Raw genomic sequence first — 15,382 nt, 5'->3', positions numbered from 1 at the left:
AAATGCACCGTATTTTTGCTTACCGGATATTACGTACTTAGTGCTGCGGATTGCAAAGCGGTACATTTCTTCCTTTGCTGACCTGCCTCAGTTTGCCACGCCGACGCGCTTTCTCTTCGTTGAACATCGACGCTTTCCGAGGCGTTTTCAGGGGATGCTTGGTGCACTGTCGTCCCAAGCCGGGGCTTGTTCAGGCGCGTCCGTGAGTCATCGTTCGGTCGCGATTCTCGACTAGACTGTGGGAATCCAGTTCAGACAGGGTGGGTAGCCATGCAACGACTCACGCCGCAAGGGCAGGCGATCGTCGACGATCTTGCCCGACGCCATGGCTTCAGTGCCGATGCCGTGACCCACATGCTGTTTGCCGTGCGCAACGGCAATGGCGGCATGGCGCAGTTCTCCCATCCCGAATTCGGTGGCTCCGGCCAATGGATGCGTGGCGGAATGCTGATGCTCAGTGACATGTTCAATCACTCCCTCAAGGGGCGTGTCGACGCGCTATGTCATGAGATCGCCGATATTCTCGCCAACCAACCGGGTTTATTGCAGACGAGTGGTAGTTTTCAGTCCCAGAGCCAGGGCGGGGGCGGACAGCAACAGGCTGGCGGTACGCCGCAGGGTATCTCGAGCCTGTTCGTGTCCGACCCGGCCGATCGCTGGTGGCCAAGCGAGCTGGGCGTGCCCAACGCTACCGGGGCACAGAATGACGTGAGCTACGCTTATTTTGCCGATTCCCGTCGACTTGCCGTGCGAGCCGGTGGCAATGTCCGTATCTACGATACGGGCGATCATCGCATCGGTGGCTTCTCCCAGCAGCAGGGCATGGGCGGATCGTTCACTTTCACCAGCCAGCATGGCAGCGTCGATCTGGCCAGCTTGCCGTTGGTCTCACATGAGGATCGCTCGTCTCGAGAGTCAAGCCCCGCAAAACCGAGCACCTCAGAGCCAAGGGCCGTCACGACCAAGCCCTCCGCGGGCGCTGCGGAATCCGATGTCTTCAATGCTATCGAACGTCTCGGTGGCCTCAAGGAAAAAGGGCTTTTGACTGACGAAGAGTTTGCGGCCAAAAAAGCCGAACTGTTGAAACGACTGTAGCGATGACGGGACGCGTCACCCCGAGACTTTTTTACGCTGATGGCCGATATCCTCTGGTCTTGGCTGGCCTGGAATGATAGAAACAGTCACCCGGGCAGTCTCTGCAAACAGTAACGATACCGGTGCCTCAGTGGCGTTACCGGTGACAGGACCGTATGTTTCTCGACGATTTCTACACCTTGGCCGATGAGCGGCTTTGCATTGCCGCGGAGCAAGCCAGTCAGTTCGCCAAGCAAATGGCCGGCGATTACAACCCGATTCACGACCCTGAGGCACGCCGTTTCTGTGTCCCGGGCGATTTGCTGTTTGCGTTGGTACTGGCGCGTCATGGGTTGTCGCAACGCATGACATTCCATTTCCGCGGCATGGTCGGTGCTGATGTGCCATTGACTATCCGCGAGGACGAAGATGGCACGCTCAGTATCGTCGACGATGCCGGTAAGGAATATCTTTGCGTGGAGCGCAGTGGCGAGGCTACCCGCGATCCTGTCGTGATCGAAGCCTTTACGCGGCGCTACATTGCCTTTTCCGGACGCAACTTTCCGCATTACCTGCAGCCATTGATGGAAACCCAGGGGGTGATGTTCAACCCACAGCGGCCACTGGTCATCTATGACAGCATGGGGTTCATCCTCGATAGCCTGGACGTTGCGTCGCTCGACGTGGAGTTTGCCGGCTCGAGCTTCGAGGTCAACGGCAAGCGCGGCGAGGCTCTCCTGGAATTCCGCATGCTGTCCGGTGGCGAGGCGGTCGGCAGCGGCTCCAAGAAACTGGTGGTGAGCGGCTTGCAGCCCTATGATGCCGAGGTCATGGACGCCTTCGTCGAAGACTTCAACCGGCGCAAGCGCGACTACGACGTCACCGTCTGACCCCGATGGGTTCGACAACTAGCGCTACAGCCTGACGTTGAAGCGCTGTCGCATGCGCTCGACGTCCTCCTCGGGTACGTCGTGAAGCGAGTTGCCGCCATGGCGGTTCTCGACGATCAGCGAGAACACCCGGTAACCGTGCTCCTCGGCCAGCTTCATGTAGGGTTTCATTTCCCGGGTGCGAGTGAAGGTGTTGGCCACTGCGATGTCGTCGCCGCTCTCCATCGCCCGGGTCACGGCGACCTGGCAGTTGCGGTGCGCCGGCCACAGGCGGTCGACATCGAACCGGTAATTGCCCTCGGCATCGTAAAAGTAGTCGTCCGCCGCGAATACTCGCGACGGATCGACGATGCTGTGCGCCAACGTGGTCTTGCCCGCGCCGGGCAGGCCGCGTATGAGGTAGAGGTTGGGCATGCCGTTATCTTCCTCCGTTCCTCAGCATTCCGATGAAGGTTCGCCACGGGCCGCTCGCTCCTGGGGCAGCAGAGCGGCATAGATTAGGGCGTTGACTGGCGTTGCCACGCCGCATGCCTCTCCCAGACGCACCACTGCCCCATTCTGAGACTCCAGTTCGGACGGGTGACCGTCCATGATGTCGCGCTGCATGGAGGCGGTGCCCGAGGCTGGCAGAGCGTCAATGAACTTCAAGGCACGCTGGACGGCGTTGTCCGGCAGGGCGACGCCTCGCGCACGCCCGACCTGGACGATCTCGTCGAGGATTCGTTCGATCATGCCGCGGGTCTGCGGTAATTGGCGGCTCACGCCGATGGGCACGCGAGTGATGGCGCCGATCCCGCTCATGGCACAGATGAACAGGAATTTGCTCCAAAACGCCACGGTGATGTCTTCGGGAATTTCGGCCTGAACGCCATGTGCCCGCTCGAAGGCGAGCTTGAGCGTTTCGAGACGCTCGCTGGGGCGGTTGTCTCGCTCACCGAAACGTACGAACGGATCGACGCCCGCATGCACGATATGTCCAGGGGCGTCGCGGTAAGCGAGAATGCCGCACAGGCCACCGACGGCATGCCGTTCGCCCAATGCGGCGGCGACCTGGTCGGCGGCTTCCACACCGTTCTCGAACGGCACCACGAAGGTGTTTGCGCCAATCATCGGCCGCATGGCGTCCACGGCCTCGGCGACTTGCCAAGCCTTCACGGCCAGAATCACACAATCCACTTTACCCACCATGGCAGGGTCGTCGGTGGCCTGGGCATTGGCGATATGAAAGTCGCCGGCCACGCTCTTCACGCTCAGGCCGTCTCGCTGGATCGCTGCCAGATGCTCGCCCCGGGCGAGGAAAGTCACATCCTCGCCAGCTTCGGCGAGGCGACCCCCGAAATACCCACCGACGCCGCCAGCGCCATAGATCGCTATACGCATGTCATGCCCTTTTGCCTGGATGGCTTGGAAAAGTCATCAGTATAAGAAGCCAGGCCGAACGGACACCACCATGGCGACGTAACCCATGAGAAGGCCCGCATGAAAGCGGGCCAGGTCACCATGGGTGGGAAGGGAATGACGACTATGGCTGGAGATCGAAAAGTACCTTGCCGGTTTCCATGTCGAACGGGGCCGAGAAATGCTCGTGCACGGCTTTCCATTGGCCGCCCAGCTTGCGATAGCAGACGGTGCCTCGCATCCAACTCGCCTGCATCTCGCCTTGTTCATTGGTTCCGCCGCAGTGAGTCAGCGAATGGCTGTAGGCCACCTCATCTCCCGCCACGATCGTTACCTCATGCAGCTTGAATTCGATCGGGCCCTGGCAGAAGCCGAGACATTTCTCCCAATGTTCCCGGTAAGCCTGCTGGCCCTTGATCTGCAAGGCGAGAATTGCATCGAATGCCACGATATCCGGGGCATAGTGGGCCATGATGCCGTCCAGGTCCTTGGCCAGGAAAGCCTGGATCCAGCTATCCATGAGAGCCCGGATCTCGCTTTCTGCGCTGATGTTGGCCGTCGTCGTGTTCATGAAGGAAGTCCTCGTGCATGCCAGGGTTGAGAGCGTTGGCGTGTTGCCATGTCCTTGTCGTCTGGCATGGGGGCAAATCGACAGCCGACGGGAAATTTTTCTCACGAGGCGACGCGCAGATTGGTGAGCACGCTGGTCTGCCGCTACCCTGATCATTGCCCTGTCCTCGAGACATGGATCGTCAGTCAACGACAGTGTGTCGATATCGATATGGAAATCGTCTTTCTCGGAACCTCCGCCGGGGTGCCGACCCGCAAGCGTAACGTCACGGCCGCCGCGCTCAAGAAACAAAGCGGCAAGGCGTGGTATCTCATCGATTGCGGCGAAGGAACCCAGCACCGTGTATTGCAGACGCCTCTATCGCTGCATCGGCTGGAGGCCGTTTTCATCACTCATGTGCATGGCGATCACTGCTATGGCCTGCCCGGCCTGTTGGCCAGTGCCTCGATGGCCGGCCGCCGTCATGCACTCACCATCATCGCGCCGGCATCGATTCGCGACTTTCTGGATGCCATCCAGGCGACCACTGGATTGCATCTGACTTTTCCGCTGGAGTTCGTCGCAGTGGAAGCGATGGACGTATCGCTCAGGTTACCGGATTTCGCCGTAGAGCCCGTGAAACTCTCGCATGGCGTGGCGTCTTACGGCTTCGTCTTTCATGAGCGCGGCGTGGAAAGCCGGCTGGACACCGAGCGTCTGGACACGCTGGGCGTACCGCGCGGGCCGGACTGGGGGCGGTTGCATCGCGGCGAGGACGTGACCCTGGACAATGGCACGCAGGTACGCAGCGAAGACGTGCTATTGCCCGAGCGACCGGCAAGAAAAGTGGTGATCTGTGGCGACAATGACGATCCGCTGCGGCTCGAGACGGCCTGTCGCGGGGCTAGCCTGCTGGTTCATGAAGCCACCTACACGGAGGATGTGGTCGAACGGCTGGGCACCGACAACCAGCACAGCACGGCGGCCGCCGTAGCGACATTCGCCCAGACCATGGCGTTGCCCAACCTGATCCTGACCCACTTCAGCCCGCGCTATCACGACAACCGTCAAGCTACGCCCAACATCGACGATGTCGAGCGCGAAGCACGTAGCCACTATCGCCACACGCTCTACCTGGCCCGAGACCTCGAGACCTACCGGCTCTCGCGCGATGGTGAAGTCCACCGGGTGGAGTGGCCATGACGACGCCCCGAAGCCTATGGACACTGCCTCTACTCGATTTCCGTGAGGCCATCGTGCAGCGCGCCAGTCCGGGCTGTGGCGCCGCTGCCGCAGCGTCGGCAGATTTGGGGTTGGCGTTGGTCATGAAAGGACTGCGAATCAGTGACGCCAAGCACCCCGATGCCGAATGCAAGCGGCTGCTCGACGAAGCGGAGCAACTGCTGGAAACGCTGGCCGACCATGCCGATGGCGACATGCAGGCATTCGAGGGCTATCTCGAGGCGCTGCAGATGCCCAAGGACAGCGAGGCGCAACGTGAGCGCCGTCATCAGGCCTTGGACGCCGCGACGCAAGAGGTGAACCGGATTCCGTTGGTTACTGCCGAAGCCTGTCTGGCGGGGCTTGCCCTGGCGCTGCAGGCTCGGCCGTTGACCGAGGCCTATTTGCAGAGCGACGTGATCGCCGGAGGACTGTTGCTGCACTCGGGGCTCAGCGCCGTGCTATTGAACGTGGATGCCAATCTCAGTGGTCTCGACGATGGCCGGCTACGGGAAAAAGCGGCCCATGAGCGTAAAACCCTGCAGCACGAGGCCGACGAGTCCCTGCGCCGACTGCGTGCACCAACGTGAATCGGCGATGTGGCAGTGAAACCGCAAATAACTGTTATGCTGATCCAGCCTAACCTAGCGAAGAGGACGCCCCCTTGGCCGGTGCGAGCTTACTGACCCTGATCGATGATATCTCGACCATTCTCGATGATGTGTCGGTGATGACCAAGGTGGCGGCCAAGAAGACCGCTGGCGTACTCGGCGATGACCTGGCGCTCAATGCGCAACAGGTTACCGGCGTCACGGCCGACCGCGAACTTCCGGTGGTATGGGCAGTGGCCAAGGGCTCGTTCCTGAACAAGCTGATCCTCGTCCCGGCCGCGTTGCTGATTAGTGCCTTCATTCCCTGGGCGGTGACGCCCCTGCTGATGCTGGGCGGTGCCTTTCTGTGCTACGAGGGTTTCGAAAAGCTGGCGCACCGATTCCTGCACAGCAAGGATGAGGACAAGCTGCACCATGACGAACAGGTCAAGGCGCTCGGCGATCCCAACATCGACCTGGTGGCCTTTGAAAAGGACAAGATCAAGGGCGCCATACGTACCGATTTCATCCTCTCGGCGGAAATCATCGCCATCACATTGGGTACCGTAGCCGGGGCCAGCCTGACCCAGCAGATCGTGGTCATGTCGGGTATCGCCATTCTCATGACCGTCGGTGTGTATGGCCTGGTGGCCGGTATCGTCAAGCTCGACGACCTGGGACTCTATCTCGACAAAAAGTCCGGTCAGGTATCTCGTGCCATCGGCAGCGCCATCCTGCGAGCCGCGCCGTACTTGATGAAAAGCCTGTCGGTCATTGGAACGGCAGCCATGTTCATGGTCGGTGGCGGTATCCTGACCCATGGCATTCCGTTGCTCGAACATGCCGTGGAGGATGTCTCGCATGCCTCGGCTGCCGTTCCTGGCGTCGGCGTCGTACTCGGCACGTTGGGAACCACGCTGCTCAACGCCCTGTTCGGTATCGTTGCCGGGGGGGTGGTGCTAGGTGGGGTGAAAGTCATTGGCCGTCTCGCTGGCAAGCGCGGCACGACACACTGAGCCGGTTGCAACGTTGTCATGGCTGCCGGACACTCGCCCGGCAAAGGGCTACGCTGTAACCCGCAATTCACCCATGAAAGAAAGGAGCGGATGTGACGGGATACTTTGGGTTGTTCACGTCTTCCTTCCTCGCGGCGACCCTGCTTCCCTTCTATTCCGAGGTGCTGCTGGCCGGCCTGTTTCGTGCCGGCTATGAATTCTGGCTGCTGTTGGCGGTCGCTACGGCGGGTAACACGCTCGGTGCAGCCGTGAACTGGGCCTTGGGGCGCTACCTGGAACACTACAAGGACCGGCGCTGGTTTCCCTTCAAGGAGAAGAAGCTGGGCCATGCCCAGCGCTGGTTCAACCGCTTCGGCGTGTGGTCGCTGTTGTTGGCCTGGCTGCCGGTAGGGGGCGATGCACTGACCTTCATTGCCGGCCTGCTACGCGTTTCCTTCCCGATCTTCTTCGTGTTGACCGCCATCGGCAAGGGTGCGCGCTATCTGGTCGTGCTATTGGCCATGCAGCAGTTCTGAGCGGTTTTGCCATGCAATTTGCCATGAACGGTGAATGCCGAGCATGGCTGCGCGTCCACCTGCTATGTTGAAGGCGACAATCGTCAAAGGAGTGCCAGTCATGAAACTGATGTCGCTTTCGCTGTTGGCCGCCATCGCGTTCGCCGGGCCGGCCCTGGCCCAGTCGCAGGGCAGCGTCCAGCTGTCTGAACAGACCACCAGCGGCTACGGCGCCTATGTCGCCGATGGGCAGGGCAGGACGCTCTACATGTTCACGACGGATACGCAAGGCCAGGGTGACACCCGGGCCAAGAGTTCCTGTCAGGACCAGTGTGCCGAGGCCTGGCCGCCACTGACGCTGGAAAGCGGTAAGCCCCAGGTCGGCGAGCAACTGCAGGAGGGCCTGGTGGACACGTTCCAGCGTGAGGATGGGAGTACCCAGGTCACCTATGGCGGTTGGCCGCTGTACTACTTCGTCAAGGATCAGGCGCCGGGCGAGGTCAATGGTCAGGACGTCCATGGCTTCGGTGGGGAGTGGTATCTGGTGGCCCCTGACGGCTCGAAGAACGAGCAGCAGCCCGAACAGGACACCCAGTCGCAATCCCAGGGCTAAGTTCCGAGGCTGACGCGGCAGGGGCCGGCGCGATTGCCCCTGCCGTCATTCCCGTTATTGCAGCGCCCATGGCTCCAGCGGTACCTCATCGGCACAGCGCGTGTCGATCTTGGCCATGGGATCGTCGAGAAACGCCGAGATCACCTGAGAACGGCACTCGGTCACCGGGCTATGTCCCTTGGCCTGGATCTCGATGGTCTGCAGGTTGGGCATGGTGCGTGACAGCACGTCTCCCCAACGTGTGCCGCAGCAAGGGTCCATCTGTCCATGAATCGACAGGGCCGGCTTGTCCGACTGCAGCGGATCGCTGTGTGAGCTCGGCACGTCGCCATCCACGCCCCACCAGGCACATACCCACGGCGGCTCGAACCCCAGGATACCCGGTTCGCGCTGTATCGCAGCGCGTGAGTCGGCCGGGGTGGGGCGGTTGGTGCCCATGTCGTTACAGACATGGGCGAGGAAATAACCCAGGGCGTAGTTGGGTGCCTGGGTATCCGGCTGGTATTGATCGATGCGGAAGAACTGCCCCAGTGAGGAATAATCGTCGGCCTGGATGTCGTTGACCAGGCGCGGTAGCTGGGCGTAGTCGCTGGGCAGCATCAGGTAGAGCGTATCCAGGAACGCGGCGCCATCGAAGTAGAGGCGCTTTTCCTGACCTTCGTCCTGCACCGTGGCGACATAAGGGCGATTGTCCAGCGCCCGCCGGGCCCGGTCGATAGCCAGGAACCAGGCCGGCAGTTGCTCCCGGCAGCGCTCGCTGCTCGCCGTGCACAGCGCAAGCACGTCGCTGAAGGTCTGCTTGGCGACGTAGAACTCGTCCAGGGGCGAGCGGTTGCGCAGGCTGGTGAACCAGGGCCAGCCGAGGATCGCTGCACGAACGTGGTCAGGATGATACTGGAGATAGGAGAGTACCGTCCCGCTGCCCGTCGATGAGCCGAAAGCGTCGATGGTGTCGTAGCCCAGCAGGCGACGAATCTCGTCGACATCGCGCGATACGGCGTACTGGTTGTATTCCGCCACGTCGATGCCTTCGCTTTCGAGCTTGCGATAGCAGGCGCTCACTTCGCCGGTCATGGCATCCATGCGCTCCATCGGGTCCAGTGACGATGTGATGGCCGGGGTATGGATGATGTTGTGGTAGGGGGAAACCTCGGCATAGTCCGGGCAAGCCAGAGTCGGCTTGGCATGAATGAACCCGCGGTGATCCATGACGACCAGGGTGCGATCACCGATATCCTTGCGCAACTGCTCGACATAATCGCGGTTGCCGATCACCGAATAGCCGGGTCCACCGGGAAAGAAAACGACCGGCGGGTCGTCCGTGTTGCCTGCCTGTTCCGGTGCAATCACTGCAACCGGCAGCTCCACCAGGCGGCCGTTAGGATCGCTCCAGTCCTCCTGACCATAGAAAATATAGCACTCGGCCTGCATGGCCTTCAGGGCGTCAGTGACGCAGTCGGCGTTCTCTAGGCGGGGCGTCTCTTGCGATGCCGATACCTGACGGGATGTCTGCTCTTGTGCCAAAACGATTGAAAGTGGGAGCGCAGTGAAAACTAGCGAAATCGCCATACTTCGAACTAGGGTTAAAGGAGAAAGGTTCAGGAAAGAACTCAAGCGTTTCATGCGACCTCCATGTCCTGTTTGTCGTTGGGTTGGGAAGCGCTTACTTTCAAGCTAGCGACATTGGCTGACGGATCAAGTCAAGGAGGATACGGAATGCCAATGACCACGAAGTACCTGGAGCGTGAGCCAGCGCGCAAGGATATCGATGCGTTGGAAGAGCCGACCGTTCTCGAATTCGGCTCCCCGTGGTGTGGCTTTTGCCTATCTGTGCAGCCGATCCTGGCCGCGGCCATGGAAAAGCATCCCGGTGTCAATCATCTCAAGATCGCGGATGGGCGGGGGCGTCGGCTGGGGCGCTCCTTTCGAGTCAAGCTGTGGCCCACGCTGGTTTTTCTCGACAATGGTCAAGAGGTCACGCGCCTCGTTCGGCCACCGGATACCCATTCAATCTCTCAGGCACTGGAACGGATCGATGGCTAACTTCAGAAAACTGGCCATGTTGGCCGCCATGCTCATAAAGCTCGTGGATGAATATCTCGCCGGTGTGCGCTATCGGCAGGTTGCGCTTCGCCAACGTCCGACATGGCGCAGATCGGGGCTGCCTGCCGATCCGGCAAGGTCCACCAGGCATTACGGTTTGTATCCGATACGCAGCGTACCGAGATGCCGCCCCTTGGGAATGGGGCGCCCTCATGCCTCGGCTTGGCCTGGACGTTGCCGGAAGCAACGGGTTCAGGATGAGGGATAAGTTAACTGGAAGGTAAATGTCATTGCCTTGGCGGTATCTTTGACTACGTTGGTAAATGCCAACTCAGTATTACGTCTGTCAAGGAGAGACACTCATGGATGAAGAAAACAGAAACCGTACGGAAAGTTCCATGCTCGGTTCACTGGTTTCGAACCTGACGGATGAGATCAGAACCCTGATTCGCGGCGAAGTGCGTCTGGCACAAGCCGAAATGTCCGAGAAAACCTCGCAAGCTGCGAAAGGCGCAGGTTCCATTGCCGCTGCCGGTGCCGTGCTGTTCAGTGGTTTCCTGGTCTTGCTTGCCGCTGCGGTCTATGGGCTCCATGCAATCATCGATTACGGTTCTACACCGTGGCTGTCGGCGCTCATTGTCGGCGGCGTGGTACTGATCATCGGTGCCATTCTGGTGCAATCCGGGCGCAAGAAACTCCAGACGTTGGATTTGACGCCGCAAAGAACAATGGACAGTCTCAGAAATGATAAGGATGTGGCCAAGCATCACAGTGAACACGTCAAGGAGGGCAGTCAATGAGCGATAAGCAAGATAGACGCAGTGCGGATGAGATAGAAGACGAAATCCGCCAGACGCGCGAGAACCTGGACGATACCCTGCATGAGTTGGAAGACCGGCTTTCGCCGAAGTATTTCATGGACTCTGCCTATAACCAGATTCGCAATGGGGGTGCCAACGAGTTCATTGCCAATCTCGGCAACACCGTCAAGCACAATCCGATCCCGGTTCTGCTGATTGGTATCGGGGTGGGTTGGTTAATGATGTCGCAAAACCGGAGCGGACAGAAATCCTCCGACAGGTCCATGGGTAGACATCGCCATGACACGGAAGGGCGGTATAGCAAGCCGGGCACGGTGATGCCGGCTACCTCGAGCGAGGCGGCACCGCACGCCAGCACTGTGACCGGGGCGAACCGTCCCGTGACGACGGCTGGTACGGGAATGGCTACGACCGGCTCCTCCATGGACCGGGAGGTCGTCGGTGAGGCAACACATCTGGGCACGGCCCAGCATAAAGGGGGGCAGCCCCGCCCGGGCGATTCCGAGGTCATCGGCGAACCAACGCATCTCGGCACTCGGCAGCATCGCGACGGCTCGCCTGGCAGCAAGATGTAACGCTTAGCACCCTCGTGCGAATCGTTCAGCCCCAACCTTGGTTGGGGCTTTTCTTTTAAGCCAATACCCTTTAACCAGTACTTGGCGTGGCGTCACTCGCCATTGCTCTTTCTTTGGTAAAAGCGGTGGTTCCGATAAGCTCGGTAGAAGTTAGCCATACCTCCGGCGAGAAACAGTAGGCTAGCGAAAATGAACTGGGCTGCCAGATAAGTATGTAGGGTGTGGGCAAGCTGCGATTGATGGTTCGGCCAAAGATAGGGAATGGAGGCGACGATAAATAGAATGGAGCCGATGACGAAAGATATAGCGACGGCGTTCAGCAGTTGCAAAGCGACCATCGATCCGGCTTGGGTGATTTGCGTGACGTTAATGGTGGCGCCAATGGTAAATAGGCCGCTGCCGACGATGAAACACCAGGCGCCCCAACGCTCCAGGCCCAGTCTGGGCAGAAAGAACGCACTGCCTACCAGAAACAGGACACACCCGATGACGTAGCCCGTCGAGGTAACGAATTCGAGAACGGTCTTCCTGCCATGCGATGAGTGATGCCGGTAATGGTTGACGGTTTCGAGAAAGTCATTGGCCGTGACCGTCAGATAGATCAACGAGCCCAGAATGAACAGCCAGGCCCCTGCTGCAGCGTGTTTCTCGAAAGCGGGCAGGAAAAAGACACTGCCAACCACGAATGATGCAGCGCCCACGACATAGGCCGAGGCATTCAGCCCTTCCCACAAGAACGTTTCCCGTTGCGGAGCCTTTCGATAGCTGCGTCTGCGGTTCGTGATCTGATGTGGCATGAAACCTCCCTGTTTGTTTCCTCCGGGTGGACATAAGAACAATCAGTATAAAAAACCACCGGGCAGAGCCCGGTGGTCGGATGGGTAACGCTAGCCGAACCTAGTCCGGCAGGGCATAGGAAACGACCTGATCGCTCACCTTTGGCAACAGGATCGAGTTGCCGCCGACGATGAACGTCACGTACTGCTTGCCCTGATACGTATAGGTCGCCGGGATAGACACTGCCGGGGCTTCGACCTGGCTGCGCCACAGCTCTTCACCGGTCTCGACGTCGAGAGCGCGAACCCGTGAATCCATCGACGCGCCGATGAAAATCAGCCCGCTCTTGGTCAGCACCGGACCGCCAATGGTCACCGAGCCCCATGACGCGGGCATGTAGAAGCCGTACTTCTGGACCTGACCGAACGGCTTGTTCCATAGACGCTCGCCGGTCTTCAGATCATAGGCTGCGATCGTGCCATAAGGCGGTTTCCAGCAGGGCATCCCCGCCCAGTTGAGGAAGGTCTGAAGGTGGAAACCGTAGGGTACGTCGCCTTGGGCGTAGTAACCCCCGGTTTCGCCTTGCTGCTCGGCCTGCTGGAACTCGTCCCGCGGAATCAGCTTGTAGATCTGAACCACGTGGTTGGAGTTGACCACATAGATACCCGTCTCCGGGTTGACTGCGCCGCCGCCCCATTGCGTGCCGCCGGTAGTCGGTGGGAAGGCGATGCTGCCTTCCAGGCTCGGCGGAGTGAACTTTCCTTCGTAGCGGTACTGCTCGGCACGACGGCTACATTCACCGAAGCTGACGATGTCGGCCAGCGTCGATACGCCCGGCCATTCGTCAGGGATCACCGGCTCGGGCGTGGGTACGTAAGGCTGGGTAGGTGCGGCCTGCTCCCCCTCGATATCCGAAGCCGGTACCTCGCGCTCCTCGATGGGATAGATCGGCTCTCCCGTCTCGCGGTTGAGTACGTAGAGGAAGCCTTGCTTGGAGGTCTGCACCAGGGCGGGAATGGTTTCGCCATCCTTCTCGATGTCCACCAGCGTCGGCGGGGCATCGGTATCGTAGTCCCAGATATCGTGGTGCACCAATTGACGACTCCACACGACCCGGCCGGTCTCGGCATCGAGTGCCGTCACCGAGGTGGCGAGCGGCAGCTCTTCGGTGCGGTTGCCACCGTAGTAGTTCGGGCTGGGCGAACTGACCGGAATGTAGACCAGGCCCGTCTCGGGGTCGACGGACATCGATGCCCACACGTTGGCCGTGCCGGTACGTTGGATCACTTCTTCCGGCAGGGCGTGGAACATCCACTTCAACTCGCCGCTGCGTGCATCGAGAGCGAATACCGTGCCGGGAGGGGCGGCTGCATCCGTCCAGTCCTTGCCGGCCCAACCCAGGTAGAGCGTATCGTTATAGACAGTCGGTGGCTGCAGTAGCGACAGCGGCCACTTGTCGTTGACCGTGTTCCACTGGTTGACGTTGACCATGCCGCTCTCGCCGAACTCGCTGCAGGGCTCGCCCGTATCGGCATCGACGCCGTAGAGTTTGGCATCCATGGTGCCGATGTAGACCATCTTCTGGCATGCCTCGCCCTCCTGGGGATCGTCAGCCTGCCAGTAGGCCACGCCGCGGTTCTTCATGTCGGGCTGAGTGAGCGCTTCCAGCCGGGCATCCGGATCGAAGCTCCACTTTTCCTCCCCGGTACCCGGATCCAGGGCAATGATCCGGTAGAAGGGCGTGCCGATATAGAGCGTCTCGTTGACGAACAGTGGCGTCGCCGACCACACGGTCATCGGGATATCGCCACTGCCGTCAGAGACGTCTCCGGTGTGATATTCCCATGCCTTCTCGAGCTGGCCGACATTCTCCGGGGTGATCTGGTCCGCTGGAGAATACTTCTGTGCGCGTAGATCGCCATTGAACGTTGCCCAGGCGTTGGGCGAATCCATCCACTCGTCCGGCTGGGGCGGCGTCGGGTCGAGTCCCTGAGCATCGGGCGCGGGCGGTGTGCCGGCAGGGCCTGTCGATACGCGTCCTTTCTTGAGAGTCGGCGTAGTCTGCAGGTCTCTTTCGGCGGTCGTCGGCTGGTCTTGTTGGCCTTGTTGGTCTTGCTGGGGCTGTTGGCTCTGCTCGCCGTTTTCCCCGTCCGTCTGGGTGCCTTCGATATCGGTAATGCCCTGAGGCTGGCCACCGGTCGGTCCGGGCGCGCTATCTTCGTCTTGGGAGTCTTGGGCGTGAGCCGAGCCAAGCGCACTGGCCAGCAGTAGCGTGGACAACAATGTCAGTGCTGAATGTCGAGTCATGACGACATGGCCTCCCGGTTGGTGGTTGTCGGGTGGGAGCGTTTACCGCTGGCAGGATCGGCGAATACGTGGATGAGCCAAGCGATCAATCCGGCCACCATGAGCCATACCAGGATCGTGGCTTCCAGCAGGTAGGAGGCGAAACCCGTGCCCAGCAGATCGATCAGCAACAGGGCGCTGACAAAGCCGCTCAACCCACGGGACATGCCTCTGACGAAGGTGATCAACAACGATCCGATCACCAACATGGCAGTGGAGAACAGCACGAGGTAAGTGCCGAAGGTATAGGAGATGCCATTGCCTACATTGAACGTGTTGATGGCGGCCACTATCACGGCGGCGATCGAGACCGCCAATAGCAGCCAGGCGCCATAGGCGACGCCACGGGTGTGTTTGGCCATTGTTGCGTCCCTTCCCTTGAACGGTTCTGAATCATCGACAGGTTAGCGCGGCCCAGCGGAGTCGATCAGACATCTCATTGCGCCACGACTGGTAAGTATAGGCAGCTGCATGACTTTTTCCTGACGAATCGGAGAAAATCCAAAGTCACGAAAAGAGCGTATGTCGGGAGGAGTCCGCTTGTATTAAACGAAGGTGGTGTTGTTTCGAGTGGGCAGGCAATGGAGACTAGGAGCCATACAGCTCGCCGGCCCGAACCGAAAGGCTACAAGAACAATATCGGGCTCTGAATAAAAAAAGTCCCCCGAAGGGGACCAGGGGAGCACGCCAGCTCACTCGGTTGATCGCCATGATGAGGCGACGTTGAAAACGGGTGGCTTGTCCCGGCGCAAGCTTTGCCATGGGACGTCAGGAGCAGTCATTCCGCGCCTACCATGCCAATAACTATACGAAAACTGCGCCATAATAATAAAAAACCTTCAAAAACAAGCCGTTAAAAAGATTTAAGTATTTTTTTCGAGGGGACATGCCCTCTTTCAGAGACTTTCTGCACCAACAAGAAGCGTTTTTGGCCCGGATGCATCACTTCAACGCATGTATCCGGGCTTTGTCTA

At 59.8% G+C, this 15,382-nt stretch carries 17 protein-coding genes; 10 read left to right on the top strand and 7 right to left on the bottom strand.

The genetic code is table 11. The features are described 5' to 3' along the window. Positions 1-270 precede the first annotated feature (270 nt). Together MHM84_RS06125 and MHM84_RS06120 are read left to right on the top strand one after the other, a co-directional pair. Positions 271-1,095, top strand: a complete 825-nt coding sequence (locus tag MHM84_RS06125; RefSeq protein WP_239263636.1) for an SHOCT domain-containing protein — start codon at positions 271-273, stop codon at positions 1,093-1,095. 155 nt (positions 1,096-1,250) lie between these two features. Next, complete coding sequence (locus tag MHM84_RS06120) at positions 1,251-1,964, top strand: DUF3581 domain-containing protein (RefSeq protein ID WP_239263633.1); 714 nt, start codon at positions 1,251-1,253, stop codon at positions 1,962-1,964. Positions 1,965-1,988: 24 nt separating this feature from the next. Here the strand turns inward: MHM84_RS06120 and MHM84_RS06115 are convergent, their stop codons facing one another. The 3 genes from MHM84_RS06115 to MHM84_RS06105 form a co-directional block, all read right to left on the bottom strand. Further along, positions 1,989-2,378: an AAA family ATPase gene (locus tag MHM84_RS06115; RefSeq protein WP_239263631.1), complete on the bottom strand. Its 390-nt coding sequence runs from the start codon at positions 2,376-2,378 to the stop codon at positions 1,989-1,991. A gap of 21 nt (positions 2,379-2,399) precedes the next feature. After that, positions 2,400-3,344, bottom strand: a complete 945-nt coding sequence (locus MHM84_RS06110; RefSeq protein WP_239263629.1) for a 2-dehydropantoate 2-reductase — start codon at positions 3,342-3,344, stop codon at positions 2,400-2,402. Between the two features lie 142 nt (positions 3,345-3,486). After that, complete coding sequence (locus MHM84_RS06105) at positions 3,487-3,933, bottom strand: nuclear transport factor 2 family protein (RefSeq protein ID WP_239263627.1); 447 nt, start codon at positions 3,931-3,933, stop codon at positions 3,487-3,489. Between the two features lie 123 nt (positions 3,934-4,056). Here MHM84_RS06105 and MHM84_RS06100 point away from each other — a divergent pair, with 123 nt between their 5' ends. The 5 genes from MHM84_RS06100 to MHM84_RS06080 all read left to right on the top strand — a co-directional run bounded on the left by MHM84_RS06100 (position 4,057) and on the right by MHM84_RS06080 (position 7,846). After that, a complete protein-coding gene (locus MHM84_RS06100; RefSeq protein WP_343218272.1) occupies positions 4,057-5,115 on the top strand; it encodes a ribonuclease Z in 1,059 nt (352 codons plus the stop codon). Further along, positions 5,112-5,723 carry a cyclodeaminase/cyclohydrolase family protein gene (locus MHM84_RS06095; RefSeq protein ID WP_239263625.1) on the top strand — a complete coding sequence of 204 codons (612 nt, stop codon included), beginning with the start codon at positions 5,112-5,114 and terminating at the stop codon, positions 5,721-5,723. Before MHM84_RS06100 ends, MHM84_RS06095 begins: the two co-directional genes overlap by 4 nt. A gap of 74 nt (positions 5,724-5,797) precedes the next feature. Further along, positions 5,798-6,739: a DUF808 domain-containing protein gene (locus tag MHM84_RS06090; protein WP_239263623.1), complete on the top strand. Its 942-nt coding sequence runs from the start codon at positions 5,798-5,800 to the stop codon at positions 6,737-6,739. 92 nt (positions 6,740-6,831) lie between these two features. Then, positions 6,832-7,254 (top strand): YqaA family protein, encoded by a 423-nt coding sequence (locus tag MHM84_RS06085; RefSeq protein WP_239263621.1) that lies wholly within the window; start codon positions 6,832-6,834, stop codon positions 7,252-7,254. Positions 7,255-7,354: 100 nt separating this feature from the next. After that, entirely contained in the window at positions 7,355-7,846 is a 492-nt protein-coding gene (locus tag MHM84_RS06080; RefSeq protein ID WP_239263619.1) for a hypothetical protein, read from the top strand. Between the two features lie 54 nt (positions 7,847-7,900). Here the strand turns inward: MHM84_RS06080 and MHM84_RS06075 are convergent, their stop codons facing one another. Next, positions 7,901-9,370: an alpha/beta hydrolase gene (locus MHM84_RS06075; protein ID WP_239263616.1), complete on the bottom strand. Its 1,470-nt coding sequence runs from the start codon at positions 9,368-9,370 to the stop codon at positions 7,901-7,903. Between the two features lie 192 nt (positions 9,371-9,562). Here MHM84_RS06075 and MHM84_RS06070 point away from each other — a divergent pair, with 192 nt between their 5' ends. The 3 genes from MHM84_RS06070 to MHM84_RS06060 all read left to right on the top strand — a co-directional run bounded on the left by MHM84_RS06070 (position 9,563) and on the right by MHM84_RS06060 (position 11,285). Next, entirely contained in the window at positions 9,563-9,889 is a 327-nt protein-coding gene (locus tag MHM84_RS06070; RefSeq protein ID WP_239263614.1) for a thioredoxin family protein, read from the top strand. Positions 9,890-10,251: 362 nt separating this feature from the next. Beyond that, on the top strand, positions 10,252-10,689 hold the full coding sequence (locus MHM84_RS06065) for a phage holin family protein (RefSeq protein WP_239263611.1): 438 nt from the start codon (positions 10,252-10,254) through the stop codon (positions 10,687-10,689). After that, complete coding sequence (locus tag MHM84_RS06060; RefSeq protein WP_239263608.1) at positions 10,686-11,285, top strand: DUF3618 domain-containing protein; 600 nt, start codon at positions 10,686-10,688, stop codon at positions 11,283-11,285. Before MHM84_RS06065 ends, MHM84_RS06060 begins: the two co-directional genes overlap by 4 nt. Before the next feature lie 92 nt (positions 11,286-11,377). Here MHM84_RS06060 and MHM84_RS06055 read toward each other — a convergent pair whose 3' ends face one another. The 3 genes from MHM84_RS06055 to MHM84_RS06045 form a co-directional block, all read right to left on the bottom strand. After that, the gene (locus tag MHM84_RS06055; protein ID WP_239263605.1) at positions 11,378-12,082 is read right to left on the bottom strand and encodes a YrhK family protein; all 705 of its coding nucleotides are present in this window, start codon (positions 12,080-12,082) and stop codon (positions 11,378-11,380) included. Between the two features lie 100 nt (positions 12,083-12,182). After that, positions 12,183-14,369, bottom strand: coding sequence for a pyrroloquinoline quinone-dependent dehydrogenase (locus MHM84_RS06050; protein WP_239263602.1), 2,187 nt, complete (start codon positions 14,367-14,369; stop codon positions 12,183-12,185). After that, positions 14,366-14,770, bottom strand: a complete 405-nt coding sequence (locus MHM84_RS06045) for a hypothetical protein (RefSeq protein ID WP_239263599.1) — start codon at positions 14,768-14,770, stop codon at positions 14,366-14,368. Before MHM84_RS06045 ends, MHM84_RS06050 begins: the two co-directional genes overlap by 4 nt. Positions 14,771-15,382 lie beyond the last annotated feature (612 nt).

The organism is Halomonas sp. McH1-25 (assembly GCF_022348165.1).
Taxonomy (GTDB): domain Bacteria; phylum Pseudomonadota; class Gammaproteobacteria; order Pseudomonadales; family Halomonadaceae; genus Modicisalibacter.
The sequence above is the reverse complement of the archived record's forward strand: the minus strand, read 5'-3'. Positions and strand labels throughout refer to the sequence as shown.